Origin of the sequence: Herbaspirillum lusitanum, from assembly GCF_046025995.1 — a bacterium.
GTDB classification, from domain to species: Bacteria; Pseudomonadota; Gammaproteobacteria; order Burkholderiales; family Burkholderiaceae_D; genus Herbaspirillum; species Herbaspirillum lusitanum_A.
In genome coordinates this window covers 66,917-92,491 of sequence record NZ_JAQQFM010000001.1, presented here as the reverse complement: position 1 = coordinate 92,491, position 25,575 = coordinate 66,917, and the positions used below count along the sequence as shown (strand labels likewise).

At 60.6% G+C, this 25,575-nt stretch carries 27 protein-coding genes; 12 read left to right on the top strand and 15 right to left on the bottom strand.

The genetic code is table 11. The annotated features are described in order from the left end of the window. Positions 1–81 precede the first annotated feature (81 nt). Both PQR62_RS00440 and PQR62_RS00435 read right to left on the bottom strand, forming a co-directional pair. Positions 82–723, bottom strand: a complete 642-nt coding sequence (locus PQR62_RS00440; protein ID WP_408153659.1) for a response regulator transcription factor — start codon at positions 721–723, stop codon at positions 82–84. Positions 724–727: 4 nt separating this feature from the next. Continuing rightward, on the bottom strand, positions 728–2,110 hold the full coding sequence (locus tag PQR62_RS00435; RefSeq protein WP_408153657.1) for a cache domain-containing protein: 1,383 nt from the start codon (positions 2,108–2,110) through the stop codon (positions 728–730). A gap of 646 nt (positions 2,111–2,756) precedes the next feature. On the opposite strand from PQR62_RS00435, the gene PQR62_RS00430 reads away from it, so the two are divergent. Continuing rightward, positions 2,757–2,921 (top strand): DUF3311 domain-containing protein, encoded by a 165-nt coding sequence (locus PQR62_RS00430; protein WP_408154657.1) that lies wholly within the window; start codon positions 2,757–2,759, stop codon positions 2,919–2,921. Next, positions 2,921–4,411 (top strand): monocarboxylate uptake permease MctP, encoded by a 1,491-nt coding sequence (gene mctP, locus PQR62_RS00425; RefSeq protein ID WP_408153655.1) that lies wholly within the window; start codon positions 2,921–2,923, stop codon positions 4,409–4,411. Before PQR62_RS00430 ends, mctP begins: the two co-directional genes overlap by 1 nt. A 90-nt stretch (positions 4,412–4,501) precedes the next feature. Here mctP and PQR62_RS00420 read toward each other — a convergent pair whose 3' ends face one another. After that, on the bottom strand, positions 4,502–5,398 hold the full coding sequence (locus PQR62_RS00420; protein ID WP_408153653.1) for a LysR family transcriptional regulator: 897 nt from the start codon (positions 5,396–5,398) through the stop codon (positions 4,502–4,504). A 150-nt stretch (positions 5,399–5,548) separates the two neighbouring features. On the opposite strand from PQR62_RS00420, the gene speB reads away from it, so the two are divergent. The 6 genes from speB to PQR62_RS00390 all read left to right on the top strand — a co-directional run bounded on the left by speB (position 5,549) and on the right by PQR62_RS00390 (position 11,461). Beyond that, entirely contained in the window at positions 5,549–6,502 is a 954-nt protein-coding gene (gene speB, locus PQR62_RS00415) for an agmatinase (protein ID WP_408153651.1), read from the top strand. 123 nt (positions 6,503–6,625) lie between these two features. Beyond that, complete coding sequence (argH, locus tag PQR62_RS00410; protein WP_408153649.1) at positions 6,626–8,059, top strand: argininosuccinate lyase; 1,434 nt, start codon at positions 6,626–6,628, stop codon at positions 8,057–8,059. Beyond that, a complete protein-coding gene (locus PQR62_RS00405) occupies positions 8,056–8,946 on the top strand; it encodes an amino acid ABC transporter permease (protein ID WP_408153647.1) in 891 nt (296 codons plus the stop codon). The genes argH and PQR62_RS00405 overlap by 4 nt, the downstream gene beginning before the upstream one ends. Beyond that, positions 8,943–9,713, top strand: a complete 771-nt coding sequence (locus PQR62_RS00400) for an amino acid ABC transporter ATP-binding protein (RefSeq protein WP_408153645.1) — start codon at positions 8,943–8,945, stop codon at positions 9,711–9,713. Before PQR62_RS00405 ends, PQR62_RS00400 begins: the two co-directional genes overlap by 4 nt. An 87-nt stretch (positions 9,714–9,800) precedes the next feature. Continuing rightward, on the top strand, positions 9,801–10,628 hold the full coding sequence (locus PQR62_RS00395; protein WP_408154655.1) for an ABC transporter substrate-binding protein: 828 nt from the start codon (positions 9,801–9,803) through the stop codon (positions 10,626–10,628). A 5-nt stretch (positions 10,629–10,633) separates the two neighbouring features. After that, positions 10,634–11,461 carry a class II aldolase/adducin family protein gene (locus tag PQR62_RS00390; RefSeq protein ID WP_408153644.1) on the top strand — a complete coding sequence of 276 codons (828 nt, stop codon included), beginning with the start codon at positions 10,634–10,636 and terminating at the stop codon, positions 11,459–11,461. A gap of 116 nt (positions 11,462–11,577) precedes the next feature. Here the strand turns inward: PQR62_RS00390 and PQR62_RS00385 are convergent, their stop codons facing one another. The 5 genes from PQR62_RS00385 to PQR62_RS00365 form a co-directional block, all read right to left on the bottom strand. Beyond that, a complete protein-coding gene (locus PQR62_RS00385) occupies positions 11,578–12,072 on the bottom strand; it encodes a GNAT family N-acetyltransferase (protein ID WP_408153643.1) in 495 nt (164 codons plus the stop codon). A gap of 3 nt (positions 12,073–12,075) precedes the next feature. Beyond that, entirely contained in the window at positions 12,076–13,656 is a 1,581-nt protein-coding gene (locus PQR62_RS00380; RefSeq protein WP_408153642.1) for a DEAD/DEAH box helicase, read from the bottom strand. Between the two features lie 233 nt (positions 13,657–13,889). Beyond that, a complete protein-coding gene (locus PQR62_RS00375; RefSeq protein WP_408153640.1) occupies positions 13,890–14,648 on the bottom strand; it encodes an alpha/beta fold hydrolase in 759 nt (252 codons plus the stop codon). Between the two features lie 45 nt (positions 14,649–14,693). After that, entirely contained in the window at positions 14,694–15,227 is a 534-nt protein-coding gene (locus PQR62_RS00370; protein ID WP_408153638.1) for a VOC family protein, read from the bottom strand. A gap of 120 nt (positions 15,228–15,347) precedes the next feature. Then, positions 15,348–16,145, bottom strand: coding sequence for an inositol monophosphatase family protein (locus PQR62_RS00365; RefSeq protein WP_408153635.1), 798 nt, complete (start codon positions 16,143–16,145; stop codon positions 15,348–15,350). Positions 16,146–16,454: 309 nt separating this feature from the next. Here PQR62_RS00365 and PQR62_RS00360 point away from each other — a divergent pair, with 309 nt between their 5' ends. After that, positions 16,455–17,309, top strand: a complete 855-nt coding sequence (locus PQR62_RS00360) for an RNA methyltransferase (protein WP_408153633.1) — start codon at positions 16,455–16,457, stop codon at positions 17,307–17,309. Between the two features lie 9 nt (positions 17,310–17,318). Continuing rightward, positions 17,319–18,041 (top strand): pseudouridine synthase, encoded by a 723-nt coding sequence (locus PQR62_RS00355; protein WP_408153631.1) that lies wholly within the window; start codon positions 17,319–17,321, stop codon positions 18,039–18,041. Positions 18,042–18,191: 150 nt separating this feature from the next. On the opposite strand, the gene hslO is transcribed toward PQR62_RS00355, so the two are convergent. Further along, the gene (gene hslO / locus PQR62_RS00350) at positions 18,192–19,136 is read right to left on the bottom strand and encodes an Hsp33 family molecular chaperone HslO (RefSeq protein ID WP_408153629.1); all 945 of its coding nucleotides are present in this window, start codon (positions 19,134–19,136) and stop codon (positions 18,192–18,194) included. Positions 19,137–19,204: 68 nt separating this feature from the next. Next, positions 19,205–19,729, bottom strand: coding sequence for a gamma carbonic anhydrase family protein (locus PQR62_RS00345; protein ID WP_408153627.1), 525 nt, complete (start codon positions 19,727–19,729; stop codon positions 19,205–19,207). A gap of 203 nt (positions 19,730–19,932) precedes the next feature. Here PQR62_RS00345 and PQR62_RS00340 point away from each other — a divergent pair, with 203 nt between their 5' ends. After that, the gene (locus PQR62_RS00340; protein WP_408153625.1) at positions 19,933–20,703 is read left to right on the top strand and encodes a ferritin-like domain-containing protein; all 771 of its coding nucleotides are present in this window, start codon (positions 19,933–19,935) and stop codon (positions 20,701–20,703) included. A gap of 277 nt (positions 20,704–20,980) precedes the next feature. After that, positions 20,981–21,268, top strand: coding sequence for a hypothetical protein (locus PQR62_RS00335; RefSeq protein ID WP_408153623.1), 288 nt, complete (start codon positions 20,981–20,983; stop codon positions 21,266–21,268). A gap of 108 nt (positions 21,269–21,376) precedes the next feature. Here PQR62_RS00335 and PQR62_RS00330 read toward each other — a convergent pair whose 3' ends face one another. The 5 genes from PQR62_RS00330 to PQR62_RS00310 all read right to left on the bottom strand — a co-directional run bounded on the left by PQR62_RS00330 (position 21,377) and on the right by PQR62_RS00310 (position 25,206). Next, entirely contained in the window at positions 21,377–22,354 is a 978-nt protein-coding gene (locus tag PQR62_RS00330; RefSeq protein ID WP_408153621.1) for an alpha/beta fold hydrolase, read from the bottom strand. A gap of 186 nt (positions 22,355–22,540) precedes the next feature. Then, entirely contained in the window at positions 22,541–23,110 is a 570-nt protein-coding gene (locus PQR62_RS00325) for an RDD family protein (RefSeq protein ID WP_408153619.1), read from the bottom strand. A gap of 360 nt (positions 23,111–23,470) precedes the next feature. Beyond that, on the bottom strand, positions 23,471–24,226 hold the full coding sequence (locus tag PQR62_RS00320) for a DUF3106 domain-containing protein (protein WP_408153617.1): 756 nt from the start codon (positions 24,224–24,226) through the stop codon (positions 23,471–23,473). A gap of 3 nt (positions 24,227–24,229) precedes the next feature. Continuing rightward, positions 24,230–24,637, bottom strand: coding sequence for a DUF3619 family protein (locus PQR62_RS00315; RefSeq protein WP_408153615.1), 408 nt, complete (start codon positions 24,635–24,637; stop codon positions 24,230–24,232). Further along, positions 24,634–25,206, bottom strand: a complete 573-nt coding sequence (locus tag PQR62_RS00310) for an RNA polymerase sigma factor (protein ID WP_408153613.1) — start codon at positions 25,204–25,206, stop codon at positions 24,634–24,636. The genes PQR62_RS00315 and PQR62_RS00310 overlap by 4 nt, the downstream gene beginning before the upstream one ends. Positions 25,207–25,575: the final 369 nt, after the last annotated feature.

The following is a 25,575-nucleotide window of genomic DNA, read 5'->3' as shown; positions in this document are numbered from 1 at the left end:
CTGTAGTTTCAACAGACTCAGGCTGTAAAGGAAACGCCCGGCATCGCCGGGCGTTTCTGCATTTCAGCTGCGTTTCGCAATTTACGGCGCGCCGCGTTCCGCCGCAATCGCAAACTTGATCAGCTCGCTGCGGCCTTCGATATTGAGCTTGCGCTTGATGTTGAGGCAGTGCGTTTCCACCGTGCGCACGCTCAGCGCCAGCGCCTCGGCGATCTTGCGGTTGGAGGCGCCCTGGCCTATGTGCTGCAGCACCTGCTGCTCGCGCAGGGTCAGGGCTTCTTCCTGCGGACGCGGTTGCGCAATCGACTTGGCCAGCGCGGCGCTGTAATAGATGCCGCCCGACAGCACGGTGTCGATGGCGCGCAGAATATCCTGGCCCGGCGCATCCTTGAGCACATAGCCGCGCGCGCCGGCGCGTATCGATTGCATCACGTATTCGGCCTTGTCGTGCATGCTCAGGATCAGCACTGCGATATCGGGGAACATCGCCTGAAATTTCATCGTCAACTCGATGCCGTTGACGCCGCGCATATTGATGTCCATCAGCACCAGATCGATCTCGTGCTGCGCGGCTTTTTCCAGCGCCTCTTCGGCGCCGCCGGCTTCCGCCACTACGCACAGATTGGCGACGCTTTCCAGGCGTGCGCGCAGGCCGTCGCGCACCAGCGGATGATCGTCCACCAGCATGATATGGGTGAGCGCAGTCGGGTTGGGTTCAGTCATGGTCTTAGCCTTCTGAATGAGGCACTCGGGATGCGTCCAGTGGGATGCGGGCCTGCACCAGCGTGCCGAGCGCGGAAGATGAAATCAGGAATTCGCCGCCGACCGCTTCCAGTCGCTCGGCCATGTTACGCAGGCCGATGCCGCGCCGCGGGTGGTTGGCGATGCGGCCGGTGTCGAAGCCCTTGCCGTCGTCGCGAATGCTGAGCGTAGTCTGGCGCTTGTCGCTGCTTAGCTGCATCTCGACCATACCCGCCTGGGCATGGCGGCGCACGTTGTTGAGCGCCTCCTGCGCGACGCGAAACAGCACGGTATTGGCAACATCGGAGAGGGCATCGGCGCGGCCTTCGGCGTGGAATTCGATATGCAGGCCGCAATGCGCCGCCCATTCTTCGCACAGATGTTGCAGGGCGCTGCTCAGGCCCAGATCGTCCAGAATCGCCGGCCGCAGATCGTGTGAGATATGCCGGATCTCGCCCAGTAAATCATTCATCTGCCCCAGCGTCTTTTCGAACGCGGCGTGCGCCCGCTGCGCCTGCTCAGGCGAACCCTCCAGCCTGATCAGCGCCGCCTCGGTCTGCAGCCGGATCGACACCAGACGCTGGCTGACGCCGTCATGCAGATCGCGCGACAGCCGCGCGCGTTCTTCTTCCTGGGTGTGCACCACGCGCTGCGCCAATTGCTTGAGCTTGGCGTCGGCCACACGATGTTCGCTGACATTGAGCACGAGCCCGAAACAGGCGATCACCAGCACGCTCAGAATCGCGATCACGGCGATCAGCAGCATGGTTTCGCGGATGTGGCCCGAGACCTGATTATCGATCTGTGCCAGCGCTGCATCGACATCGTCCAGATACAGGCCGGTGCCGATGATCCAGCCCCATTTCGGCAGCGCCACCACGTACGCCAGCTTGGGCGCGACGGTGTTGCTGGAGGGCTTCTGCCACAGATAGCGTTCGAAGCCGCCGCCGTTCTGCGCCCGTGCGATCAGCTTGCGGATGGTGTGCGTGCCGTCGACGTTTTCCCAGTTCCACATATTTCGTCCGACCAGTTCCGGCTGACGCGGATGCACCAGGGTATTGGCGTCGTAATCGTAGACGAAGAAGTAGCCGTCGTCGCCGTAATCCATTTGCGTGAGGATGCGCATGGCGGCGTTGCGCGTGGCTTCATCGTTCTTGCCGGATTCATACAGATGCATCACGGCATGCGTGGCGATATCGACGTAGTGGCGCAGTTCTGCGTCCTTGCTGCTCAGATAGGCCGTCTCGATGGTGGCGCGCTGCTGCTGGCCGAGGCTCACGCTCTGATAACGCACCACCAGCGCGATCAGGCACAGCGCCAGCAACAGCGGCGTGGCAGCGAAGAAAATCAGTTTGTGTCTCAGTTTCATTCTTGTGCGTGGCGCGCTGATCTGGTCTGCGTCTGTGCCGGTCTCATTCGGATTGGCGGCGGATGTGCTGCCGATTTTTCAGGTCGCGCTTGCGGCTATCTGCGTGTTCCCAAGTGCACCTACGTGTTCCTACGTAGGTCGTCTGCGTGGTTGCCCGCTTGTGGCTCGCCGCGGAAATCCGAATACTACGCCACATTAGAAATGGCATAAAAATAATTTCAAATACATGCCGACAGCCCGGAGACAGGCCTGCCATCTGCCTTGCAGCAGTTTCCGGATTGAAACATCCTGCGCTGACATGCGCCCGCGCGATACGCCGCTGCGGTCGTTAAAGCGCCGAGAGGAGACCATGAGCAAGCGCATAGCCAAGATCATCGATATCCGTTTTCACGATCCGGGCAGGCATAGCGCCGCCGGCCGCACGCCCGCACATTGCGCTGCATTGTCGCGCGCCGCTGCGGCTGCCTGCGGGTTTGTCGCTCGGGCTGATCTTGATGGCTAGCCTCGTTCCATAGCATCTGCACCACCGAATTTGCATCGTCGCATCTGTTTCATCAAGTCCCAATTACATCAACAATCAGGAGATTGCATGTCCCAGCACCACGACCCCAAGTCAGGCGAGGAGGCCGCAGCCAAGCGGCCCTATCTGTACGTTTTGCTGTTGCTGCCTTTCATCGCGCTGCTATGGGTGCCGTTCTATAACGGCACCGGCCCCTCGCTCATGGGCTTCCCCTTTTTCTACTGGTATCAACTGGCCTGGGTGCCGCTGACCTCGCTGATCATCTGGATCGTCTACAAGGGGAACGAATAATGCCGACCACGCTGAACGTCACCGCGCTGGCGGTGTTCCTGGCTTTTTTTGCACTGGTCACCGTGATCGGCTTTCTGGCCTCGCGCTGGAAGTCGGGTGACCTTAACGAACTGCATGAATGGGGTCTGGGCGGGCGCCAGTTCGGCACGCTGATCACCTGGTTTCTGGTGGGCGGCGACTTCTATACCGCCTATACCGTGATCGCGGTGCCGGCGCTGGTCTACGCCGTCGGCGCCTATGGCTTCTTCGCCTTGCCGTACACCATCATCGTGTATCCCTTTGTGTTCATGGTCATGCCGCGTTTGTGGAAGGCCTGCCACCGCGGCAATCACATCACCGCCGCCGACTACGTGCAGGGTGAATACGGCGGCAAGTGGTTCGCCGCCGCTATCGCCGTCACCGGCATCGTGGCCACCATGCCTTACATCGCCTTGCAACTGATCGGCATGCAGGTGGTGATCAAGAGCATGGGCGTGTCGGGCGAGATTCCGCTGACCGTCGCTTTCCTGATTCTGGCCTTCTATACCTACGCCAGCGGCATCCGCGCGCCGGCCATGATCGCCTTCGTCAAGGACATCATGATTTACATCGTGGTGATCGTGGCGGTATGCATGATCCCGAGCAAGCTGGGTGGTTACGCTTCGGTATTCGACGCCGCCGGCAGCGTGTTTGCGCAGAAGGGCGGCGCCACCGGCCTGACGCTGCAACCGACGCAGATCTTCGCCTACGCTTCGCTGGCGCTGGGTTCGGCGCTGGCGGCCTTCATGTATCCGCATACCATGACGGCGATCCTGAGTTCGTCCAGTGAAAAGACCATCAAGAAGAATGCGATTCTGTTGCCGGCCTATTCGCTGCTGCTGGGTCTGATCGCGCTGATGGGTTACATGGCGATTGCCGCCGGCGTCAAGGTCAGCAACAACACCGAAGTGGTGCCGGCCCTGTTTGCGCAATTGTTCCCGTCTTGGTTCATCGGCTTCGCCGCCGCTGCGATTGCCATCAGTGCGCTGGTGCCGGCTGCGATCATGTCGATCGGCGCCGCCAATCTGTTCACGCGCAATCTGTGGAAGCCGCTGGTCAATCCGAATATCACGCCCAAGCAGGAAAGCCAGAATGCCAAGCTGATCTCGCTGGTGGTGAAGTTCGGCGCACTGATTTTTATCGTGGTGCTGCCGACCAAGTTCGCCATCGACCTGCAATTGCTGGGCGGCGTCTGGATTCTGCAAACCTTGCCGGCCATCGTCGTCACGCTGTACACCCGCCGCATGAAACTGCCGGCGCTGTTCATCGGCTGGCTGGTCGGCATCGTGCTGGGCACTTCGCTGGTGTTCATGCAAGGTCTCAAGCCGATCTACGCGCTGAGCATCGGCGGGCAGAGCTATCCGATCTACATCGGCCTGATCGCGCTGGCCTGCAATCTGCTGATCGCCAGCGTGCTGTCCTTCCTGCTCCAGTTGCGCGCCAAGCCGGTGGCGCTGGCAGCCGGCCGCTGAGTTGACTCCGTAACAAGAAAAAAGCCCGCATCTTCAGGATGCGGGCTTTTTTTACGGCCTCGCCTTCATGCTGCATGTGCCGGATCTCGTTCAGAGTTGCAGCGATTTCAGGTCTTCCAGAAACGAGGCGACGATGGGCGAGTCCGCCGTGTTGCGATTGGTGACCACGCTGATGCCGACTTCATACGACAGCTTGGACCGATTGAGCGCGCGCATCTCGCCGCGCGCCACATATTGGCGGCCCATTTCTTCCGGCAGATAGCCCAGATGCTGGCCGGACAGAATCAGAATCGACATCGCCTCCATATTGCCGGTCACCGCCATGATGTTGCGCCGGTGGATCGGTACATGCCCCGGCGGCACCGGATAGTCGCGCCAGGCCCAGGTATGGCCGGCGGCCTGTTCCGGCTCGATTTCGCCTTCCTGAGCGAACAGCGGATGCGGCGGCGCGCAATATGCCAGTTGCCGTTCCAGCATCAGTTGCGTGTATTGCAAGGCCGTCACGCGGCGCCAGAAATAGCCGATGGCGATCTGGATGCTGCCGTTGAGCAGCATTTCCTCCAGCTCGCTGGGCGTGCGCACCAGCAACTCGATGCGCACCGCTTCATCGCGCTGGCGAAAGCGCCGGATCACTTCCGACAGGCGGGTGTTGTGATGCGCCGGCGTGTGGCCGATCAGGCCGATGCTGAGCGTACCGACCAGTTTCTTGTCCAGATTGCGCGCTTCCATGCCGAACTCCGACAGCGCTTCCATCATGCGCCGCGCCGAGTCGGCGAACTTTTCACCCTTGGCGGTCAGGCTGAATCCGGCGCGTCCGCGTTCGCACAGGCGAAAGCCGAGCCGCGTTTCCAGCGCCGTCAATTGCGCGCTGATGGTGGACTGGCCGACATTGAGTTTGGCTTGTGCGGCGGAAACGCCATGCGAATCGGCCACCGCCAGAAAAACCCGTATCAGTCGCAGGTCGAGATCGTAGACGTTGTTGAGCATGGTCAATAGAGAGAAGAGGGCGTTGCTGGAATCAGTCTGATTTTATACATCGATCCAGATCGATGTAAACGTCGTCAGAAGAATATATTTTTATAAATATTCCGTCGCTACAATGGGTAAAACAGAGCTGCCATACAAGGATGGATATCGATGGAACATGCACTATATCAGCCACTGGGTGGCAATCAGATGCCCCGTTTTGGTGGGATCGCGACCATGATGCGTTTGCCCTACGTCGAAGATCCGGCCGGTCTGGATGTCGGATTCGTCGGCGTGCCGCTGGATCTGGGCACATCCAATCGTTCCGGCACGCGTTTCGGGCCGCGTCAGATTCGCACCGAATCGGTGCTTCTGCGTCCTTACAACATGGCCACGCGCGCCGCGCCCTTCGATTCGCTCAAGGTGGCCGACATCGGCGACGTCGCGCTCAATCCGTATAGCTTGCTGGATTCGGTGCGCATGATCGAAGAAGGCTACGACCGCATTTTCGCCACCGGCTGCAAGACCATCAGCATGGGCGGCGACCACACCATGACGCTGCCCATCCTGCGCTCGCTGTTCAAGACGCGCGGCCCGGTCGGCCTGATTCACGTTGATGCGCACGCTGACGTCAACGACACCATGAACGGTGAAAAGATTGCGCACGGCACGCCGTTCCGCCGCGCCTTCGAAGAAGGCCTGCTTGATCCGCAGCGGGTGGTGCAGATCGGTCTGCGCGGCACCGGCTATCACGCAGATGATTTCGACTGGTGCCGGGCCCAGGGTTTTCGCGTGGTGCAGGCCGAAGAGTGCTGGAACAAGTCGCTGGCGCCGCTGATGGCGGAAGTACGGGCCCAGATGGGCGACGGTCCGGTGTATCTGACCTTCGATATCGACGGTCTCGATCCGGCCTTCGCGCCCGGCACCGGCACCCCTGAAATCGGTGGCCTGACAGTGCAGCAGGGCATGGAAATCATCCGTGGCTGCAAGGGCCTGGATATTGCTTCTTCCGACATCGTGGAAGTCTCGCCGCCTTATGATCAGTCCGGTACTACGGCGCTGGTGGCGGCCAATCTGGCTTACGAGATGTTGTGCATTTTCCCGGGCGTGAAGTATCGTGCCTGAGTCAGAGCGCAGGGGGGATGGTGCGGCGAAGCAAACGCTGTAGATCGGCATGAACAAGAACAACGATGAACGCCGCAGCGACGGCATGCGGCGCATCGGAAATGACAGAGAAGGATGGCAAGCATGAGTGAAACCCGGCTGTGGGGGGCGCGTTTTCGTTCGGCGCCCGATGAGGCTTTGATGAACCTTTCGCGCGGCGGCATGGAGCATTTCCGGCTGACGCACTACGACGCCTTGTCGTCGCAGGCGCACGCGCGCGAGCTGCTGCGCGCCGGCGTACTCAACGCGGAGGAATGCGAGGCCATCGTCAGCAAGCTGGCCGAGATCGATCAGGCCTTCGCGCGCGGTGAAATTGAGCCATCGCCGGGCGATGAAGATGTGCACACCTTCATGGAGCGTGTGCTGATGGCCGAGCTGGGCACGACCGGCGCCAAGCTGCGCGCCGGCCGCTCGCGCAACGATCAGGCCGCCAACAATCTCAAGCTGTATCTGCGCGACGAAAGCCGCAGCATTGCCGGCCTGTTGCTGGATGTGCAGGACGCGCTGATGCTGCAAGCCGGCCAGCATCTGAATACGCTGGCGCCGGGTTTCACGCATTTGCAGGCGGCGCAACCGATCGTCTTTGCTCATCAGTTGCTGGCGCATGCGCAGACCTTCAGCCGCGACATCTCGCGTCTGATGGACTGGCGCCGCCGCAGCGCCGGTTCGCCGCTGGGGGCTGCCGCCATGGCCGGTTCGGCGATTGCCTTGCAGCCGGAACTGTCGGCTGTCGATCTGGGGTATGACGCGCCTTGCGAAAACTCCATCGATGCCGTCGGCAGCCGCGACCACGTGGCCGAATTCCTGTTCGTCGCGGCCATGCTGGGCGTGCATCTGTCGCGCCTGTCGGAAGAGATCACCTTGTGGGCCTCGCGCCAGTTCCGCTGGGTCGATCTGGACGACTCCTTTTCCACCGGCAGCTCGATCATGCCGCAGAAGAAGAACCCCGATATCGCCGAACTGACGCGTGGCCGCGCGGCCCGTCTGATCGGCATGCTGACCACCATGCTGGTGGCGCTCAAGGGATTGCCGTTTTCCTACAATCGGGATCTGGCGGAAGACAAGTTCGCCGCCTTCGAAGCGGTGGATGTCTTGCACAAGGTGCTGCCGGCGATGGCCGGCATGCTGCGCACCATGCGCGTCGACGTTGAGGCCATGCGGCGCCACGCCACGCAAGGTTTCACGCTGGCGACCGAAGTGGCGGACTGGCTGTCGCGGCGCGGCGTGCCCTTCGTTACCGCGCACGAAATCACCGGCGCCATGGTGCGCATGTGCGAAGATCAGGGCCTTGAGCTGCACGAACTGAGTGATGCCGACATGGCTTCGATCAGTCCCGAATTGCTGCCGGAAGTGCGCAGCGTGCTGACGCCGGAAGCAGCGGTCGCCGCGCGCAGCGGCTACGGCGGCACGGCGCCGCAGCAAGTCGCAGCCCAGCTCGAGCGCCTGCGCGCCACGGTTGCTGCGCAGCGTAACTGGAGTAACGCCGGTGCAGGACCTGCCACAGGAGAGCCAGCATGAGTCAGCCTTCTTCAGCAACATCGCCGTTTGCGGTCGATCATCTGAAAATCGTGCCGCGCCGGTTTTACGGCCGCTGGCTGTCGGCAGCGCTGATCTTGCTGATTCTGGCCTTCATCGTGAATGCCTTTGCGCACGGCCAGATCGAGTGGAAAGTGGTGGCGCAGTTCATGACCGCCAAGGTCATCATGCACGGCCTGCTCAACACCATTCTGATGACCATCTACGCGATGACCATGGGCATCGTGCTGGGCGTGATCTTTGCGGTGATGGTGATGTCGCCCAATCCTATGCTGCGCGGGGTCGCCGGTTTCTACATCTGGTTCTTCCGCGGCACGCCGCTGCTGTTGCAGATGCTGCTGTGGTTCAACCTGGCGCTGGTGTTTCCGATGATGGGCATTCCGGGCGTGTTCGAAGCGCGCACGGTGGATCTCATCACGCCTTTCATCGCCAGCTTGCTGGGTCTGGGCATCGGTCAGGGCGCGTACACCGCCGAGGTGGTGCGCAGCGGCATCCTGTCGGTCGACAACGGCCAGACCGAAGCCGCCAAGGCGATCGGCATGACGCGTCTGACCGCCTTGCGCCGCATCATCCTGCCGCAGGCGATGCGCGTGATCATTCCGCCGGTCGGCAATGAAGTGATCAGCATGATCAAGCTGACCTCGGTGGCCAGCGTGATCCAGTTTTCGGAAATCCTGCACAACGCTCAGACCATCTACTTCGCCAATGCCCGCGTGATCGAATTGCTGATCGTGGCAACGGTCTGGTATCTGGCGGTGGTGACGGTGTTCTCCATCGGTCAGTATTTCCTGGAGAAGGTGTTTGCACGTGAGCAGCGCCGCGTGGTCCGGCAGCGTCCGGCCGTCAGCAAGCAAGGAGCAGGCGCATGAATGCATCGCAAATGGTGGTGGCGCACGAGGTGCACAAATATTACGGCGGCTTTCACGCGCTCAAGGGCGTGAGCCTGCAAGTGGCGGCGGGCGAGGTGACCTGTATCGTCGGGCCTTCCGGTTCCGGCAAGAGCACCTTCCTGCGCTGCATCAATCAACTGGAAAAAACGGACGGCGGCGCCATCTGGCTGGGCGGCGATCTGCTCGGTTACCGGCGCAAGGGCGATGAGCTGCGCGAGCTGAGCGACGCCGATATCGCACGCCAGCGTCTGGCCAGCGGCATGGTGTTTCAGCGCTTCAATCTGTTCGGTCACATGACCGCGCTGCAAAACATCATGGAAGGCCCGGTAGTGGTACAGAAGCGCAAGCGCGCCGAAGTGCGCGTCGAAGCTGAGGCCTTGCTGGAGCGTGTCGGCCTGGCCGGCAAGGCGAATGCCTATCCCTCGGAATTGTCGGGCGGCCAGCAGCAGCGCGTGGCGATTGCGCGTGCGCTGGCGATGAAGCCCAAACTCATGCTGTTCGATGAGCCGACCTCGGCGCTCGATCCGGAGCTGGTCGGCGAAGTGCTGGCGGTGATGAAGAATCTGGCGCAGTCCGGCATGACCATGATCGTGGTGACGCACGAACTGGGTTTTGCGCGTGAAGTGTCGAACCGCGTGGTGTTCATGGATCAGGGCCAGATCATCGAAGCCGGCACGCCGGCCGAGGTGCTGTCGACGCCGCAGCACCCGCGCACCCGTGAATTCATCGCGGCGATTCTGGCGTAGTTTTCTGATTGAGTTTTTTTGTAGTGCTCCGGGCTCAGTCCATATGATGTGGTCGTTTTTAACCTGAAGGGGAATCTCGTGAAATTGATGAAAAAAACCTTGTTCTGTCTCAGCGCGATTGCCTTCGCTGCCACTACCCTCAGCGCCGGCGCCGCCGATCTGCCGGAACGCATCAAGAAGGCCGGCAAGCTGGTGATCGCCTCGCAGGCCAACTATCCGCCGATCGCCTACAAGGATCCCGCCACCGGCGAGCTGATGGGCCTGGACATCGAACTCGGTGCGGCCATCGCCAAGGAGCTGGGCCTGAAGGTCGAGTATCAGGAAACCGCATTTGCGCAGGTCTTCAGTTCGCTGACCACCGGCCGCGCCGATATCGCCATGGTCGCCATCAGCGATACTGCCGAACGTCAGAAGGTAGTTGATTTCATCGACTACATGAAGACCGGTCCGCAGTTCTTCACACTGCAGGCCAATGCCGCCAGGATCAAGACGATTGCCGATGTATGCGGCACCAAGGTCGGCGCCAGTCGCAACACCAACTGGCCGACCCAGATTGCCGGCTGGAGCAAGGACAATTGCGAAGCCAAGGGCAAGCCTGCGATCACCGTAATCGGCACTGAAGGTTCGGTGGATGCACGCACGCAACTGAAGACCGGCCGTATCGACGTGGCGGTGCAGGGCAGCGAAACCCTGCCTTACTTCCAGACCATGGAAGCCAATACTTACGTGCTGCTGGGTCAGCCGCTGTTCGCACAGGAAACCGGCATCCCGGTCTCCAAGAACGAACCGGCGCTGCGTGATGCGGTCCTGAATGCACTCAAGAACCTGCAACGCAACGGTGTCTACGACAAGTTGCTGGCCAAGTACAAGCTGCAGGAAAGCACCATGCCTGCTGCACTCAATCAGGGTAAATAAGCATCATGACCAGGCTAGCTACGGCGCAAGCCGCCGCACAGGCTGAGCAAGCAGACAGCGCTGCCCGCGCGCTGGGCCTGAGCGGCGCCGACAGCAGCGAATGGCAGACCCGTTGCGAACTGGCGGCGCTGTATCGGCTGGCCGCGCATTTCCGCATGACCGACATGATCGATACGCATATTTCGGCGCGCTTGCCGGAGCATGAAGATCAGTTCCTGATCAATCGTTACGGCGTGCTGTTTCATGAAATGCGCGCCTCCGATCTGGTCAAGGTCGATTACGCCGGGCAAGCCCTGCATACCGGCATCGGCGCACCGCCGGCGCAGCGTGTCAACAAGGCCGGCTTCACGATTCACTCGGCAGTGCACCAGGCGCGGCCCGACCTGCATGTGGTGATGCATACGCACACCACGGCCGGCATTGCGGTGGCGGCGCAGGAGCAGGGCTTGCTGCCGATCAGTCAGCATGCGCTGAAGTTTTACGGCAAGCTCAGCTATCACGACTATGAAGGCATCGCGCTCGATCTGGATGAGCGTGAACGCCTGGTCGCTGCGCTCGGCAGCAACAAGGCCATGATCCTGCGCAATCATGGCCTGCTGGCCGCCGGCAGCAGCGTGGCGGACGCCTTCCATGAAATCTATTTTCTGGAGCGCGCCTGTCAGGCGCAGGTGGCGGCGCAGGCCGGCGGTGCGAAGCTGAATCTGCCGTCGGAGGCTGTGTGTTTGCGCACGGCCGCTCAGTTTGACGGCGACGGCGCCAGCGGCATCATCAATCTGGCGTGGGAAGCTGCCTTGCGCATGATAGAAGGCGACTTGCCGGACTATCGCAGTTAGTTTGATCGGCGAGATAGGTCGTGTCGCAGTCTCGTTGCGCTCAAAAGAAAAACGCCCGCAGATGCGGGCGTTTTTTCAGCTTCTTCTCTCAGGTCTGAGCCGAGAGAGGGCAAGCGTCAGGCTTGCTCATCCAGCGCGCGATGCATGAACATCGCCTTGCCGGTTTCCGGTTTCAGTTCATACGCCATGAAACCGCAGCGCTGATACAGCGAGCGCGCCACCGTATTGCCTTCCAGGACTTCCAGCGTGAGCTTGCAGCAGCCGAGTTCACGCGCCGCCTGTTCGACCCGCGCCAGCAATTGCTTGCCGATGCCGAGTCCGCGATATTGCGGGATCACCGCCAGATCGTGGATATTGAGCAGCGGTTTGCAGGCGAAGCTGGAAAAGCCTTCGATGCAATTGGCGAGGCCGGCCGGCTGACCTTCAACGAAGGCCAAGAACACGTGCACGCTAGGCCGGCGTTGCAGTTCGCGCGCCAGATTCTCGCGCACAAAGGGCGACAATGCTTCGCCGCCGCCGGTGATGTCGGTGGCGTAGGCATTCAAGGTTTCCAGCAATGCCGCTGCGTGCAGCGGATTGTCGAGATCGGCTTTGACGATGTCGGCGCGCATGGCTTACTTGCCCCGATTGCCCTGATATTGGCCGCCGCCGCCATTGCCGCCGCCGTTACCGCGCGGTGCCGATTGCGACGAGCGATTGCCATGCGTCAGTGCCGATGGCTTGCCGGCAGCCGCATTGCGGCGCTGGCCTTGGCCCTGAGCCTGACCGGACGGGCCTGCATTCGGACCGGCATTTTGCACCGGACGCGGCGCCTGGCCGTTCTGTGGACGTGGCTTAGGGCCACCGGCATTCGCGCCGGCTTGCTGTGGCGCGTTCGGCTTGGCTGCACGTGGGTGTTGACCGTTGCCGCTACGCTGACCGCCGCCATTGCCACCACCGCCACCGTTACCGGCGCTGCGTGGCGCAGCGTTACGCTGGCGATTGCCCTGATTCTGGTTGCGTCCGCCGCCACCGCCGCCGCTGCGCAGCTGGATAGGTTGCGGTTTGGCAGTCGGATCCGGTTCGAAACCGGGGATCACTTCCACCGGGATTTCGCGCTTGATGAAGCGTTCGATGTCATGCAGCATGTCGCGCTCGTCGACGCAGACCAGCGACACGGCTTCGCCGGTGGCGCCGGCGCGGCCGGTACGGCCGATGCGGTGAACATAATCTTCAGGCACGTTAGGCAGATCGTAGTTGACCACGTGCGGCAACTGGTCGATATCGATACCGCGCGCGGCGATGTCGGTGGCGATCAGCGCAGTCAGCTTGCCGTCCTTGAACTCGGCCAGCGCCTTGGTGCGCGCCGACTGGCTCTTGTTGCCGTGGATCGCCATCGAGCTGATGCCGTCGCGTTCCAGTTGCTCGACCAGCTTGTTGGCGCCGTGCTTGGTGCGGGTGAAGACCAGCACTTGCGACCACGAGTGCGTCTTGATCAGATGCGCCAGCATAGGATGCTTCTTGTCGCGATCAACCGGGTGCAGCTTTTGCGAGATCACTTCAACGGTGGAGTTGCGGCGCGTCACTTCGATCAGCGCCGGCGAATTCAGCAGGCCATCGGCCAGCTTCTTGATTTCGTCCGAGAAGGTCGCCGAGAACAGCAGGTTCTGGCGCTGCTTTGGCAGCGCAGCCAGCACCTTGCGGATGTCGCGGATGAAGCCCATGTCGAGCATGCGGTCGGCTTCGTCCAGCACCAGGATCTGAACGTTGCGCAGATCGACGGTGTTTTGCTGCATGTGGTCGAGCAGACGGCCCGGGGTCGCCACCAGGATATCGACGCCGCGCTTGAGCAATGTGATTTGCGGGTTGATGCCGACACCGCCGAAGATGCACGCGGAAGTCAGTTGCAGATATTTGCCGTACAGGCGCACGCTTTCTTCAACCTGGGCAGCGAGTTCGCGCGTCGGTGTCAGGATCAGCGCGCGGATCGGTACATGGTTGTTGATCTTGTTGCGCGGGACCGACGACAGGCGTTGCAGCAGCGGCAGGGTGAAACCTGCGGTCTTGCCGGTGCCGGTCTGGGCGCCGGCCAGCAGATCGCCGCCGGAGAGCACTGCCGGAACGGCCTGAGTCTGAATCGGAGTAGGTGTGGTATAGCCTTGTTCGGTAACAGCACGAACGATTTCGTCGGACAAGCCGAGCGCAGAAAATGACATGTAGATTTTGGAGAATTGTATCGGCCTGTCGCCTATTGAAAGGCGCCAGTCGCAGGCAAACGGGTTTGAGTGAAACTCGGAAGAGTGCGGACTTGACTGGAGATGTGCCGCACGGCGTGCAGTATAGCAGTTGCATGCTGCACCGCAGATAAATATTTGGGCCGCGGAAACGGTGTGGTTTTCTTGCTGTTCATGCGCTCGATTGCGCTGCCGACGCAGTGCTTCGTCTTACCTCAAAGCGCCGCTTGCCGTCCCAGAAAATCCAGCACCGGCGGCAGCACCAGTACGCTTTGCATCAGTCCGCCGAAATGCGTCACGCCGGGCAGGCTCACGAACTCTCCCTGCGCCAGCAGTTCGGCGCAGCGCTGCACGGCCGCATGCCGGGCGTCGGCGTCGCCGCAAAACAGCAGGCAGGGCATCTGCATCTGCGGCAGCAAGTCTTCCTGCGAGGGGCGTGGCTGTTTGGCGGCAGCTGCCAGGGCCACCAGGTCGTTGGCGCGGATCAGCATCTTCACTTGAGGCGTGATGGCTTCGTTGAGCAGGGTTTCGAAGGCGGCCAGAAAGGCTTCAGGATCGCTGCCGTCGATCTCCTTGAAGCCGTCCCAGCTGAGGTCGGCGTAAGGATGGGCGGCACCCAGAATCAGGCTGGCCAGACGCTGCGGCGCGTGACGCACCATGCCGTAGCCGACCCAGCCGCCCATCGAATAGCCGAAGAAATGGGCGCGTTCTATGCCCAGCTCGTCCAGCACGGCCGTGACGTCGCGGCAGCGCTGCTCCTGTGCGTAGGCGCCGGTATCGTGCGGCTTGTCGCTCAGGCCGTGACCCAGCGCATCCAGCATGATCACTTTGTAGCGTGCGCGCAGCGCCGGCGCGAAGCCGAAGAAGCGCCAGGCTTCCAGGCTGCTGGTAAAGCCGTGATGCAGCAGCAGCGGCGGCCCTTCACCCTCGACCTGATAGTGAATGCGGCGTCCGGCGCGGTTGGCAAAAGGCATGGATGAATTCCAGAATGAGCGATGAGCTGGTGAACGGACTGCAGCTCAGCCGCAGCGTTTGAGAAAGTTCTGCGAGCGGCGGCAGATCTCTTCGGTGCTGAGATCTTCCAGATGTGTGGCGATCGACCACACATGACCGAAAGGATCGCGCAGCATGCCGGAGCGGTCGCCGTAGAACTGGTCCTGCACCGCGCGCAATTGCATGGCGCCGGCGGCCAGCGCCTGCGCGAAGATCTGATCGACCTTGTCGACATACACCAGCAGACTGACGCCCGAGCCGCCCAGAGTCTGCGGACTGGTGAAGCCCATTTCGGGATACTCGTCGGCCAGCATGACGCGGGCGTTGCCGATCTGTATTTCCGCATGCCACAGTTTGCCGTGCGGCCCGGGCAGGCGCATCACTTCTTCTGCGCCGAAAGCCTGGCGATAGAAGTCGATGGCGGCGCTGGCGCCGTTGACGATCAGATAGGGAGTGACGCTGTGATAGCCGGGCGCGGTGAGACTGGCGGGAACCGTTGCGGAGGTGGGGACAGCATCTGAAGCTGAAGCGGAGCCGGCGTCGGGCGTAGTGCTGGACATGGTGTCTCCTGGTCAGGACCGATGGCATTGTCTGATCTGATGTCGCCTTGTCGGTTTGCTACTTTTTCACAGCCCGCCGGCGCAAATCAATTGCGCCGGCGGGCTGCGCGGACAGACAGTTTATGCAAATTCCGACAGCAGGTTAACCTGTTGCGAGAAGATTTTCGGGCTGCCGGCCAGCACATCGCCCTTGTAGAGGTAGTCGGAATCGCCCTTGAAGGTGCCGACCAGGCCGCCAGCTTCCGTCACCAGCAGCGAGCCGGCGGCGATGTCCCAGGGCTTCAGGCCTTTTTCGAAGAAGCCGTCGAGACGACCGGCGGCGACGTAGGCCAGATCCAGCGCAGCCGCGCCCGGACGGCGCAGACCGGCGCAGTTCTCGGTCATGATCTTGAACATCTTCATGTATTCGTTCAGGCCTTCCATGTCGCGGAAGGGGAAGCCGGTGCCGATCAGGGCATCGGCGATCTTGTCGCGCTTGCCCACGCGAATGCGCTTTTCGTTCAGATAAGCGCCGGCGCCCTTGGAGGCGGTGAACAAGTCATTGCGGGTAGGATCGTAGACTACGGCTTGCGTGATGATGCCGCGCTGTTGCAGCGCGATCGAGACGCAATATTGCGGGAAGCCGTGGATGAAGTTGGTGGTGCCGTCGAGTGGATCGATGATCCAGACATTTTCATTTTCATCATGCAAATTATCGGAAGCGCCGGACTCTTCCGCCAGGATCGCGTGATCCGGGTAAGCGGTCTTCAGGACTTCGATGATCGCGTCCTCCGCTGCCTTGTCGACTTCTGTGACGAAGTCGTTATGCTGCTTCTTGGTGACCTTCAGCAGCGACACGTCGAAGGACGCGCGGTTGATGACGGTGGCGGCGCGGCGAGCAGCTTTGATCGCCGTATTGAGCATGGGAGGAATGAGCATTCCGAGGGTTCCGTTAAAATTGCGTTAATGACGTATCTTGTTCCTGCCATCGCCGCCGCCGAAATCTTTCCAATCTTGCAAGGGAGAGGACGATTTCTGACGACGCTGGTGCGCAGCAATGAAGTTGGCCGAGGCCAGACCATCGCTGCGGATGAGAGCGAAACAATCACGACAATGAAATTAATGAGCGATGCGCCGAGTCTGCCGGGTTTCCCATCTTGCAGACTGGACAATGGTTTGCGAGGCGTTTCCGGATTTTTCGGGACGCATGGCTGCCACTGTCGGGAGGCGCGAATCCCGCTATTTTAAATGAACACACAAACAATCGACAATTCAGTTTTCAAACGGCTGCGCTTCGTCATGGTCAATACCAGCAGTCCGGGCAACATCGGCTCGGCTGCGCGCGCCATCAAAACCATGGGCTTTTCCGAGCTGGTGCTGGTCAATCCGCGCTTTCCGGATGCGGTGCACGCCGACGAGGCGATCGCTTTTGCCAGCGGCGCACTCGATGTGTTGCAAAATGCACGCATCGTCGGCAGCGTCGAAGAAGCATTGCAGGACTGCAACTTTGCCGCCGCCGTCAGCGCCCGCTTGCGCGAGTTTTCGCCGCCGGTGGTGACGCCGCGCCAACTGGCCGCGCAGATCGCGCGGGACGATGGCCTGAACGCCGCGCTGATTTTCGGCAACGAGCGCTTCGGCCTGCCCAACGAGGTGGTGCAGAAATGTCAGGCCTTGATCAATATTCCAGCCAATCCCGATTATTCTTCGCTCAATCTGTCGCAGGCGGTGCAAGTGCTGGCGTATGAATGCCGCATGACGGCGCTTGAGCACACTGGTCAGATGCGGCATACCAGCGGCGATGCGCGGGCGCCGGAAGAGGTCGGGTTCCAGGGCCAGGCGGCCAGCGTGGCCGAGATCGAAGGCATGTTCGCGCACCTGGAGCAGGCGCTGGTGGCGATCGAGTTTCTCAATCCGGATAACCCGAAGAAGCTGATGCCGCGCCTCAAGCGTCTGTTTTCACGCGCGCAGCTGGAGACCGAAGAGGTCAATATCCTGCGCGGCGTGGCGCGTCAGATTCTGGAGCCTAAGCAGGGCCTGCGTCAGGCCGGCACGGGCGAACATAAGGACGCTGCAGCACCCATCATTCATCATCCCAAGGAATAAGCAGGCAGCATGAGCAAACTGAGTCTGGACCGTATTTTGCAATCGCAGGGCTTCGGCTCGCGCAAGTATTGCCGTTCGTTGATTGAAGACGGCGAAGTCGCCGTCAATGGTGAGATCGTCACCGATTACAAACTGATTCCCGACACCGCCGGTCTGGTCTTGCATCTGTTCGATGAAGACTGGGAATACCGGGAGCATCTCTACATCGCGCTCAACAAGCCGGCCAATTTTGAATGTTCGCGCAAGCCCAGCCATCATCCCGGCGTGCTGACGATCCTGCCGGAACAGTTCAGCTGGCGCGACGTGCAGCCGGTCGGCCGGCTCGACCACGACACCACCGGCCTGCTGCTGATGTCGGACGACGGCGCCTTCATTCACGCGCAATCGTCACCCAAGCGCCACGTGCCGAAGGTGTATGCGGCGACCACGCACGATGCCGTCACCGATGAGTTGATCGCGCAATTGCTGGGCGGTGTGCAGTTGCACGATGAGCCTGCGCCGCTGGCGGCTTCCACCTGCCGCAAGCTGGATACGCATCTGCTGGAGATCGTGCTGGAGCAGGGCAAGTACCACCAGGTCAAGCGCATGCTGGCGGCCGCCGGCAATCACTGCAGCGCCTTGCGCCGCGTCGCCATCGGTGGCCTGCAGCTAGCCAGTCTGGAGTTGGAAGAAGGCGAATGGTGTTATCTGGACGCCGGGCAACTGGCCTTGCTGGCGCCGCAGACGGAATAAATTGCGCGATGTATTTTTTGCGGTGCCTGAGCCGTTGCTTTTGGTGCTGAGCGTAAAAAAGGGAATCCATGGGATTCCCTTTTTCATACTTGCGGTTTTGCGTTGACCGGCTTTGCTGCAGTCCTTACTTAAGGCTGACGGCTGCAAAGATCAATGCCGGATTTGCGCCAGTGCTTCGGTATCGGCCACGACATCGCTGGCGAACAACTGCGCGCAATCGATGGCGTCGAACTCGTAATGCTGGCCGCAGAAATCGCAATCGACGGACATCTTGTCCATCTGCGTCAGCGCGTCTTCAACTTCTTCCTTGCCCAGCATCTTGAGCATGCTGCCAACCTTTTCACGCGAGCAGGCGCAGTGGAATTGCGGATGCGCCGGTTCGAACACGCGTATGGTTTCTTCCCAGAACAGGCGATGAATCAAGGTGCTGATATCGGTGCTCAGCAGTTCTTCCTGACGCAGGGTATTGCCCAGCATCACGAAGCGGTTCCAGGTTTCCAGATCGTCGCCTTCGGCCTGTGCGGTCGGCGCCTTCAGGGCTTCAGTACCGCCTGTCGACGGCAGTTTTTGCAGCAGCATGCCGCGCGAGACCTTGCCGTCGGCCGCCAGCCAGAGCTTGGTGTCGAGCTGTTCCGAACGCAGCATGTAGTTCTCGATCACGGTCGCAACATCATCGCCGTCCAGCGGCACAATGCCCTGATAGGCTTGTTGCCCGGGCAGCTTGTCCTTGGGGTCGAGCGTGATCACAAAGCGCCCCTGGCCGCGGGCGTTGACCAGTTCGTTCAGACCGGCGTCGTCGGCCACGATCTGATCTTCTCCGATCTTGGCGGTGGCGCGCAGTTGCAGCGCGGAATCGCATTCCACCACCAGCAGCTTGACCGGGCCGTCGCCATGAATCTGCATCACGATCACGCCGTTGAACTTGAGGTTGGCCGACAGCAGCGCTGCCGCCGCCAGCATCTGCCCGAGCAGCGTCTTGACCGGCGCCGGATACTCGCGGCGCGCCAGCACTTGTTGCCAGGTGTCGGAGATTTCAACCAGTTCGCCGCGCACCGGTGCGTTGTCGACGATGAATTTTTGCAGCGTGTCTTTCATTCTTTCCTTCCAGGCAAGGCCTTCACCTTGCCTCTTTCTTTACGTAATTACGTCGCCTTCAGTCAGCCTCATGCAATGCGCTTGAGGCTGGTTTTGAACAATTGCGCGCGTTCGACATAGCTGGCAGTGCCGGCGTGCATGCCTGCGATCTGTTCTTCGCTGAGCGTGCGCACCGCTTTGGCAGGGGTGCCGATGATCAGCGAGTTATCCGGGAATTCTTTACCCTCGGTGACCAGCGCGCCGGCGCCGACCAGGCAGTTCTTGCCGATCTTTGCGCCATTGAGCACCACCGCCTGAATCCCGATCAGCGCACCATCGCCGATGGTGCAGCCATGCAGCATGGCCTGATGGCCAATGGTGACATTCTTGCCGATATCCATGGGATAGCCGACGTCGGTATGCAGCACGGCGCCTTCCTGTACATTGCTGTTTTCGCCTATGGTGACCAGCTCGTTGTCGCCACGAATGGTGACGTTGAACCAGACGCTGGTATGCGCTTCCATCTTGACCTTGCCAACCACGGTCGACGATTCGGCGACGAATGCAGTGTCGTGGATTTCAGGGGTGTCTTTGTCTAATTGGTAGATGGCCATAATAAAATTGTCTCCTCGATGAGCGGGAGCGCAGCCTTACCGATATGGGGATGGGGCGCGCGCTATCAACCGCGTATTTTACCGCTGCTTGGCGGGATTCACTGCTGGAACACCAATTGCACTCTCTTGAAAATGATTCATCTGCAGAATGGCCAACATTGCCTGAGCTACGCGGCCGAGCCTTGCATTGGCTGCTGGCAACAATGCCGCAGGCCAAATGCGCAGGCGTAGCTGCGCTGTATGCAGCTTGGGGCGCCGGCCAGCTTGCGCTGGACGTGCAGGCTGGGCTAAGCGCACCCGCGAACCTGGCTTTGCCCGGACGGCCCCAGCATCCTGAACTGGTGTCGCCACGGCAAGTCAAGCCGCGCTCGATGCGTACGCCGGAAGGCCGGGCGATTCTGATTCACGCGCTGGCACACATCGAATTCAATGCCATCAATCTGGCCTTGGACGCGATCTGGCGTTTTCCCGACATGCCGCGTGCCTACTATGAAGACTGGCTGCAGGTGGCGGCGGAAGAGGCTTATCACTTCTCGCTGCTGGCCGCGCATCTGCAGACGATGGGGTTCGACTATGGCGATTTCCCTGCGCATAACAGTTTGTGGGACATGGCTGAAAAGACGCAGGGCGACGTCCTGGCGCGCATCGCACTGGTGCCACGCACGATGGAAGCGCGTGGGCTGGATGCTGCACCGCCGGTGCGCGCCAAGCTGGCGCAGGCCGGCGATCAGGCTGCGGCCGAGATTCTCGACATCATCATGCGCGATGAGATCGGCCACGTCGCCATCGGCAATCGCTGGTTCGGCTGGCTATGCGAGCAGCGTGCGCTCGATCCCATTGCCACCTTTGCCGAGCTGGCGCAACAGCACAAGGCGCCGGTGATGCGCGGCCCCTTCAACCTCCCGGCGCGCCGTGCAGCTGGTTTTAGCGAGGCGGAGCTGGCTTTGTTTGTCGACGTCGTCGGCGGCGCTTAAGTGCAGGTGCAGGGCGCAGATCAGCTTGCGCGCGCAGCAAAATTCGGTGCTGGATCAATATATTTGTTGGAAAGTGTTTCCGATTGCAGTAGAACGGAGTCGACGACTGTCGAATTATTGATTTTGTTGAATTGATGTTGTTGCACATGTGGCTTCGTAATGCGAATGTGCTAACTTTTTGCGCGGCCGGAATGGCGTTTTTGAGACGAGCCGGCGCTTGAGATGCTGAGCAATTGCGCTGTTGCGAGTCTCCTGATTTTCTTGAAAGGGTGAACAAATGAAATTTTCAAAACTGATCGTTGCCGCCGTCGCTGTCGGTGCAGGTGCAGCCTTGCTGGCCGCATGCCAGAAAAAGGAAGAGGGCCCGGCCGAAGCCATGGGTAAAAAGATCGACAGCGCGGTCAAGGATGCAGGCTCTCAACTGAGCGAAGCGGCCGACAAGGCGAAGGCTGACGCGCAGGTCGCGATGGAAAAGGCCAAGGAAGGCGCCAAGGACTTGTCGCAAAAGACCGGCGAAAAAGTGGAAGAGGCCGGCCAAAAGATTCAGGACTCTGCAAAGAAGTAAGGTCGCCTTAGTTTTCTTTGACTGAAATGTTTTGCTTGTAGAAAAGCCTCCCTTGCGGAGGCTTTTCTCATTGTGAGGCGTGTGTAGTCGCGGATGAACCCGGGTCGCTCAGCCGCGCTGTTTGCGCAGCAGCTTGGAGGTCGCCTGCAAGACGTCGTGCTGGGCTTTGTGAATTTCTTCGATGACCATGTGTTGAACGCCTGGATCGAGCGCCAGTGCCACGTGGCCGATGCCGTCGAGAGCGATATTGTTCGCGCCCTCCAGTTTTGCCGAGATTTGCGGCGTGATGATGTTGTCGTGCAGCGAGTAGATCGACACGAGGCAGGACAGCTTTTGCGCATCTTCGGTGGCCGCCAGCGCTTGCAGCCATTCGCTGCTGGTGCCTTCTTCGGCGCGGCCCAGCCAGTTCATCTCACCGCAATTGATGCCCACGCCGAAGTTGGCGACGGCGGTGCCGTGATGCGGCGAACCCAGCGTGATGACGCGCGCCACGTGTTCCGTGCCGTGGTCGCGCAGATAAGCGCGCGCCGCCAGACCGCCCATGCTGTGCGCCAGCAGCACGATCTTGTCTTGCCCGGTTTCTGCGATCACGCGCTGCAGCGCTTCGTGAATCAGCGGTGCATAGCCGTCGATGCTGCCGAACACCGGTTCCATATCCAGCGCATAGTGGGTGATGTGGGCCTCCTGCAGCGCGCGGCTCATCCAGTGCCAATAGCCGCTGTTGCAGCCGTAGCCGTGCACCAGCAGCACCGGCAGCGCGGTCGAATCTTCATACACGCGCTGGTCGAAGCGCTTGAAGGGCATGCCCCAGGAGGAGCACACCATGGTTGCGGCGAATTCTCCGGCGAACAGGCGCCCGATGGCGGGCCAGGTCAGCGTCGAAGGATTGGAGCTGCGGCCGCGATAGGGCCAGGTCAGGGCGAAGCTGTTGACCGTGATCATGGCGCGCAGCAACAGCACCAGCAGCACGCAGGCCAAGAAGCATAGCGGAGCGGGCAAAGGCGTGAGACGGGTCAGCAGGAGGTAAAACAGAAGGGCGATGCCGCACTGAGTCAGCAGCAGGGTTCTGGCGATGCGTGAAATCATGCAGGCAATGGCTTTGATCGGGTTGGTCTTAGGGCTGGGTGTCCCTGGCTCGGCCCGAGCATAGCAGAGGATTGTTACATCCGATCTCGAATGGCGCGCGGCGCCTGAGGCGCCAGGAATGCATCTGGCGCTGTACATGTGTTTGAGGCAGAGCCGAGCTCACTGAGCATTTTTGCTTGAGGCGGTTCACTTCCGGGCTTGGCCCTGAACGGTTTTGGCTTTGACTTTCACCGGCGGAATGGCTGCATTGACCAGGCGTGTGCCGGCCAGCCGGTCGTGCAGGAACTGACGCTGTGGATCGAGGAGAATGGTCAGTGCCCACAGAATGAGATTTGCCGTCGGCAAAGCCACCAGCGCCCAGTGCTGGCTGCCGGCCAGCGAGGCCAGCGCCAGACCGGGAATCAGCCACAACCAGGCCAGCAGGAAGCGCAAGGCGGCGCGCCAGTAGGGCACGGCGCTGCCATCCTTGCTGATGACGCGAAAGCGCCAGGTTTTCATGGCCAGCGTCTGCCCGCCATGCGTCCAGAACCAGACGAAGTAAGCCGCCAGCACCAGAAACAGCCAGGCTTCCAGTGCATGGCGCAGATACAGGGCGTGGCGTTGCTGCAGCAAGGTGGAAAACAGCCAGCCCGAAATGAACAGGACGCCGAACAAGAGCATCGATTCGTAGAGCATGCTGCTGAGGCGGCGGCGCAGGGAGGGCGTGGCTGGCAATTCCAAAGTGGTGTCTCGCTCGGTCGGGATTTTGATTGTCATCGGGATCTGTTGATCGATCTCTGGTCGTGGCATGCGCGGGCGGCTTTGTGATCTGCGGCTAAGTTGCCGCCGGTGCATGCCGCACGTGATGGTAATGCAATCGCCGGAGCTTGCCTATATCGGGCGGGTCAGCTTGCGTTATTGAATGGTTTGATTGAGGTGCGGTCGAGGCAGGCTGGCCTTGTGCTTGCTCTCCATGTGCGCGCGTCGGCCGTGGCAGTGCGGCAGGATGCGAGTGTGCTCGCTTGGCTGGATATCTGAGTGACACAGGCACGCCGCTCCGGTATCGGCACCAGAAAGACAAAAGGCTCCGGTGCAGATGCAGCCGGAGCCTTTTGTTTGCGGAAAGTGCAGCTCTACTTACTTGCTTTCGACCTGCACCGCTGCTGCTGGTGTGATCACGCCGCTGTTGACCGGGGGAGCAATGCCGCCGGGTGCCAGAGACTGTTCCAGCGCCTCGGGAGGCAACTGGATCGCAGGGGCTGCTTTGCTTGGCGCGGTCGGCAGCTTGGCAACTCGTTTTGGCAATTTGGCTTGCGCCAACTTCTTTTTTTGCTCTTCCGAGAGTTGCTGGTACTTATTCCATTGTTCGTTTTTCTTCTCGGCGTCGAGCTGTTTGGCGCGGGTGAAGCTTTCGCGCGCGGCTCGGCGTTGAGCAGGGGTGAGCTTGACCCAGTCGCGCATGCGGTCATGCAGACGCTGCTGTTCTTCCGGGTTCATCTTCGCGTACTTCTTGCTGATCGCCAGCCATTTCTCTTTTTGCAGGTCACTCATTTTCGACCACTCGCCAACCAGCGGGTCGAGGGCTTGCTGCTGTGCTGCCGGCAGGCTGCCCCAGGGCTTGAACTCACCCTTTTTCACGACTTTGGGTGCAGGCTTGACCGGTGGCAATGCCGTGCTCTTTGCGGGCGCTGGTGTCGATGACGCCGGTGTTGCAGGCGCCGCCGATGGCGTCGCCGGAGCAGATGTCACGGTCGGAGCGCTCTGTGCCAGAGCCCAGGCGCAGGACAAGCCGCCAATCAGCATCAGAACCGCTGCAGCGCCGCGCGCGCCTGCAGGTTTGCGCGATGCAGTGCTTGGTGTTGACGCTGGGATCCGGGAAACGCGCTCGGTCATTGCTTATTCGCCTCGCTCAGCAAGAAAGGCATTGAAGCCGTGATCCAGATAGGCGGACAAAGGCAGTTCATCGGACAGCACGGCGGCATCGATATCGGCCAGTTCGTTGACGCGCTGGCTGTGTTCATGCTGATACAAGCTGGCGAACAGCAATACGCCGGCCAGCAGCGGCACAGCGACGCCAAGGCGGCTCAGCCATGAAGGCGTTTGCGGCTGCGACAGATTGCCGCCGCCGATGGCATTGGCCAGCGAATATTGCTGAACTTTCACCGTCGCGCCTTTTTTCTTGCGCGCCAAGGCCACGCGGCGAGCTGCTGCCAGGCGTTGGGTGGTGTCGTCAGGCAAGGCATCCAGGCTTGCATCAAGCGCGTGCCTTACCTTGTAGGCAAACTGTAGTTCTTTATTATTCATAGTGTGATTCCTTTGGCTCGGAGAGCTTGAGCCAGTGCGTGAGTTGCACGGGAGCAATGCGTTTTGACGCTGCCTTCCGAGCAGCCCATCGCTGCCGCGGTTTCAGCCACGTCCATGTCCTGCCAGTAACGCATCAGAAAGGCTTCCCGTTGACGCGTCGGAAGTTTTTGTACTTCGGCGTCAATCTGGGCCAGGGTCTGGTCCCGCTCGACCTTGTCGGCACTGGATTCAGCGGCTTCGGTGCCTTCCTCGGCCTCGAAGCTTTCCAGCAGGTCGAAGTCGTCCTGCGATTCGCTGTCGCGCCCGCCCATGCTGGAAAACAGGCTGACCCAGGTGTTGCGGACCTTTTCGCGGCGGAAGAAATCGTGGATGGTATTTTGCAGAATGCGCTGAAACAGCATCGGCAGCTCATCGGCCGGCTTGTCGCCGTATTTCTCGGCGAGCTTGATCATCGCATCCTGAACAATATCCAGCGCGGCTTCGTCCTTGCGCACCGCATAGACCGCCTGTTTGAAGGCGCGGCGTTCGACATTCTCGAGGAAATCGGATAATTCTTTGTCAGTTGCCATGCAGTACGGCCCCGGTTGAAAGAGGGCCAGAAATTAAGGAGCGCAAAGGTGACCGCAATTCGATATCAAAAATTTCAGAAATATTACGGTTTTGCGAAAAAACAGAGCGAATCCTAGCAAAAAAGCCCTTGTCTGTGGTGTTGTTTCTCCCAAAACGCGAGTTGCCACGGCGATTTCCAAGGAATTCGCTTGACCAAAATGAAGCGAGACATTACCGTAGCAGTCCGCCTCACAAACATGGGGCGTCCAATGTTCTTTATCGGTGCTTCCCATAACGTTGTCGCCGTTTCAAAAGACCGCGCTTTTAATAAAGCTTGTTTGTTCTAACCCGCGCCACAAGCGCGAGAAGTCCGTAAGGGTACATCTGTA

What these genes read in the sequence shown, in the direction of transcription:
- PQR62_RS00400 (WP_408153645.1), top strand. Translation starts at nt 8,943, where the DNA reads ATGAATGCATCGCAAATGGTGGTGGCGCACGAGGTGCACAAATATTAC.
- PQR62_RS00320 (WP_408153617.1), bottom strand. Translation starts at nt 24,226, where the DNA reads ATGACCGAGCGCGTTTCCCGGATCCCAGCGTCAACACCAAGCACTGCA.
- argH (WP_408153649.1), top strand. Translation starts at nt 6,626, where the DNA reads ATGAGTGAAACCCGGCTGTGGGGGGCGCGTTTTCGTTCGGCGCCCGAT.
- PQR62_RS00365 (WP_408153635.1), bottom strand. Translation starts at nt 16,145, where the DNA reads ATGCTCATTCCTCCCATGCTCAATACGGCGATCAAAGCTGCTCGCCGC.
- PQR62_RS00435 (WP_408153657.1), bottom strand. Translation starts at nt 2,110, where the DNA reads ATGAAACTGAGACACAAACTGATTTTCTTCGCTGCCACGCCGCTGTTG.
- PQR62_RS00440 (WP_408153659.1), bottom strand. Translation starts at nt 723, where the DNA reads ATGACTGAACCCAACCCGACTGCGCTCACCCATATCATGCTGGTGGAC.
- PQR62_RS00345 (WP_408153627.1), bottom strand. Translation starts at nt 19,729, where the DNA reads ATGGCCATCTACCAATTAGACAAAGACACCCCTGAAATCCACGACACT.
- PQR62_RS00390 (WP_408153644.1), top strand. Translation starts at nt 10,634, where the DNA reads ATGACCAGGCTAGCTACGGCGCAAGCCGCCGCACAGGCTGAGCAAGCA.
- PQR62_RS00315 (WP_408153615.1), bottom strand. Translation starts at nt 24,637, where the DNA reads ATGAATAATAAAGAACTACAGTTTGCCTACAAGGTAAGGCACGCGCTT.
- PQR62_RS00370 (WP_408153638.1), bottom strand. Translation starts at nt 15,227, where the DNA reads ATGTCCAGCACTACGCCCGACGCCGGCTCCGCTTCAGCTTCAGATGCT.
- PQR62_RS00405 (WP_408153647.1), top strand. Translation starts at nt 8,056, where the DNA reads ATGAGTCAGCCTTCTTCAGCAACATCGCCGTTTGCGGTCGATCATCTG.
- mctP (WP_408153655.1), top strand. Translation starts at nt 2,921, where the DNA reads ATGCCGACCACGCTGAACGTCACCGCGCTGGCGGTGTTCCTGGCTTTT.
- hslO (WP_408153629.1), bottom strand. Translation starts at nt 19,136, where the DNA reads ATGAAAGACACGCTGCAAAAATTCATCGTCGACAACGCACCGGTGCGC.
- PQR62_RS00340 (WP_408153625.1), top strand. Translation starts at nt 19,933, where the DNA reads ATGCCGCAGGCCAAATGCGCAGGCGTAGCTGCGCTGTATGCAGCTTGG.
- PQR62_RS00385 (WP_408153643.1), bottom strand. Translation starts at nt 12,072, where the DNA reads ATGCGCGCCGACATCGTCAAAGCCGATCTCGACAATCCGCTGCACGCA.
- PQR62_RS00310 (WP_408153613.1), bottom strand. Translation starts at nt 25,206, where the DNA reads ATGGCAACTGACAAAGAATTATCCGATTTCCTCGAGAATGTCGAACGC.
- PQR62_RS00355 (WP_408153631.1), top strand. Translation starts at nt 17,319, where the DNA reads ATGAGCAAACTGAGTCTGGACCGTATTTTGCAATCGCAGGGCTTCGGC.
- PQR62_RS00395 (WP_408154655.1), top strand. Translation starts at nt 9,801, where the DNA reads ATGAAAAAAACCTTGTTCTGTCTCAGCGCGATTGCCTTCGCTGCCACT.
- PQR62_RS00330 (WP_408153621.1), bottom strand. Translation starts at nt 22,354, where the DNA reads ATGATTTCACGCATCGCCAGAACCCTGCTGCTGACTCAGTGCGGCATC.
- PQR62_RS00375 (WP_408153640.1), bottom strand. Translation starts at nt 14,648, where the DNA reads ATGCCTTTTGCCAACCGCGCCGGACGCCGCATTCACTATCAGGTCGAG.
- speB (WP_408153651.1), top strand. Translation starts at nt 5,549, where the DNA reads ATGGAACATGCACTATATCAGCCACTGGGTGGCAATCAGATGCCCCGT.
- PQR62_RS00325 (WP_408153619.1), bottom strand. Translation starts at nt 23,110, where the DNA reads ATGACAATCAAAATCCCGACCGAGCGAGACACCACTTTGGAATTGCCA.
- PQR62_RS00360 (WP_408153633.1), top strand. Translation starts at nt 16,455, where the DNA reads ATGAACACACAAACAATCGACAATTCAGTTTTCAAACGGCTGCGCTTC.
- PQR62_RS00380 (WP_408153642.1), bottom strand. Translation starts at nt 13,656, where the DNA reads ATGTCATTTTCTGCGCTCGGCTTGTCCGACGAAATCGTTCGTGCTGTT.
- PQR62_RS00420 (WP_408153653.1), bottom strand. Translation starts at nt 5,398, where the DNA reads ATGCTCAACAACGTCTACGATCTCGACCTGCGACTGATACGGGTTTTT.
- PQR62_RS00335 (WP_408153623.1), top strand. Translation starts at nt 20,981, where the DNA reads ATGAAATTTTCAAAACTGATCGTTGCCGCCGTCGCTGTCGGTGCAGGT.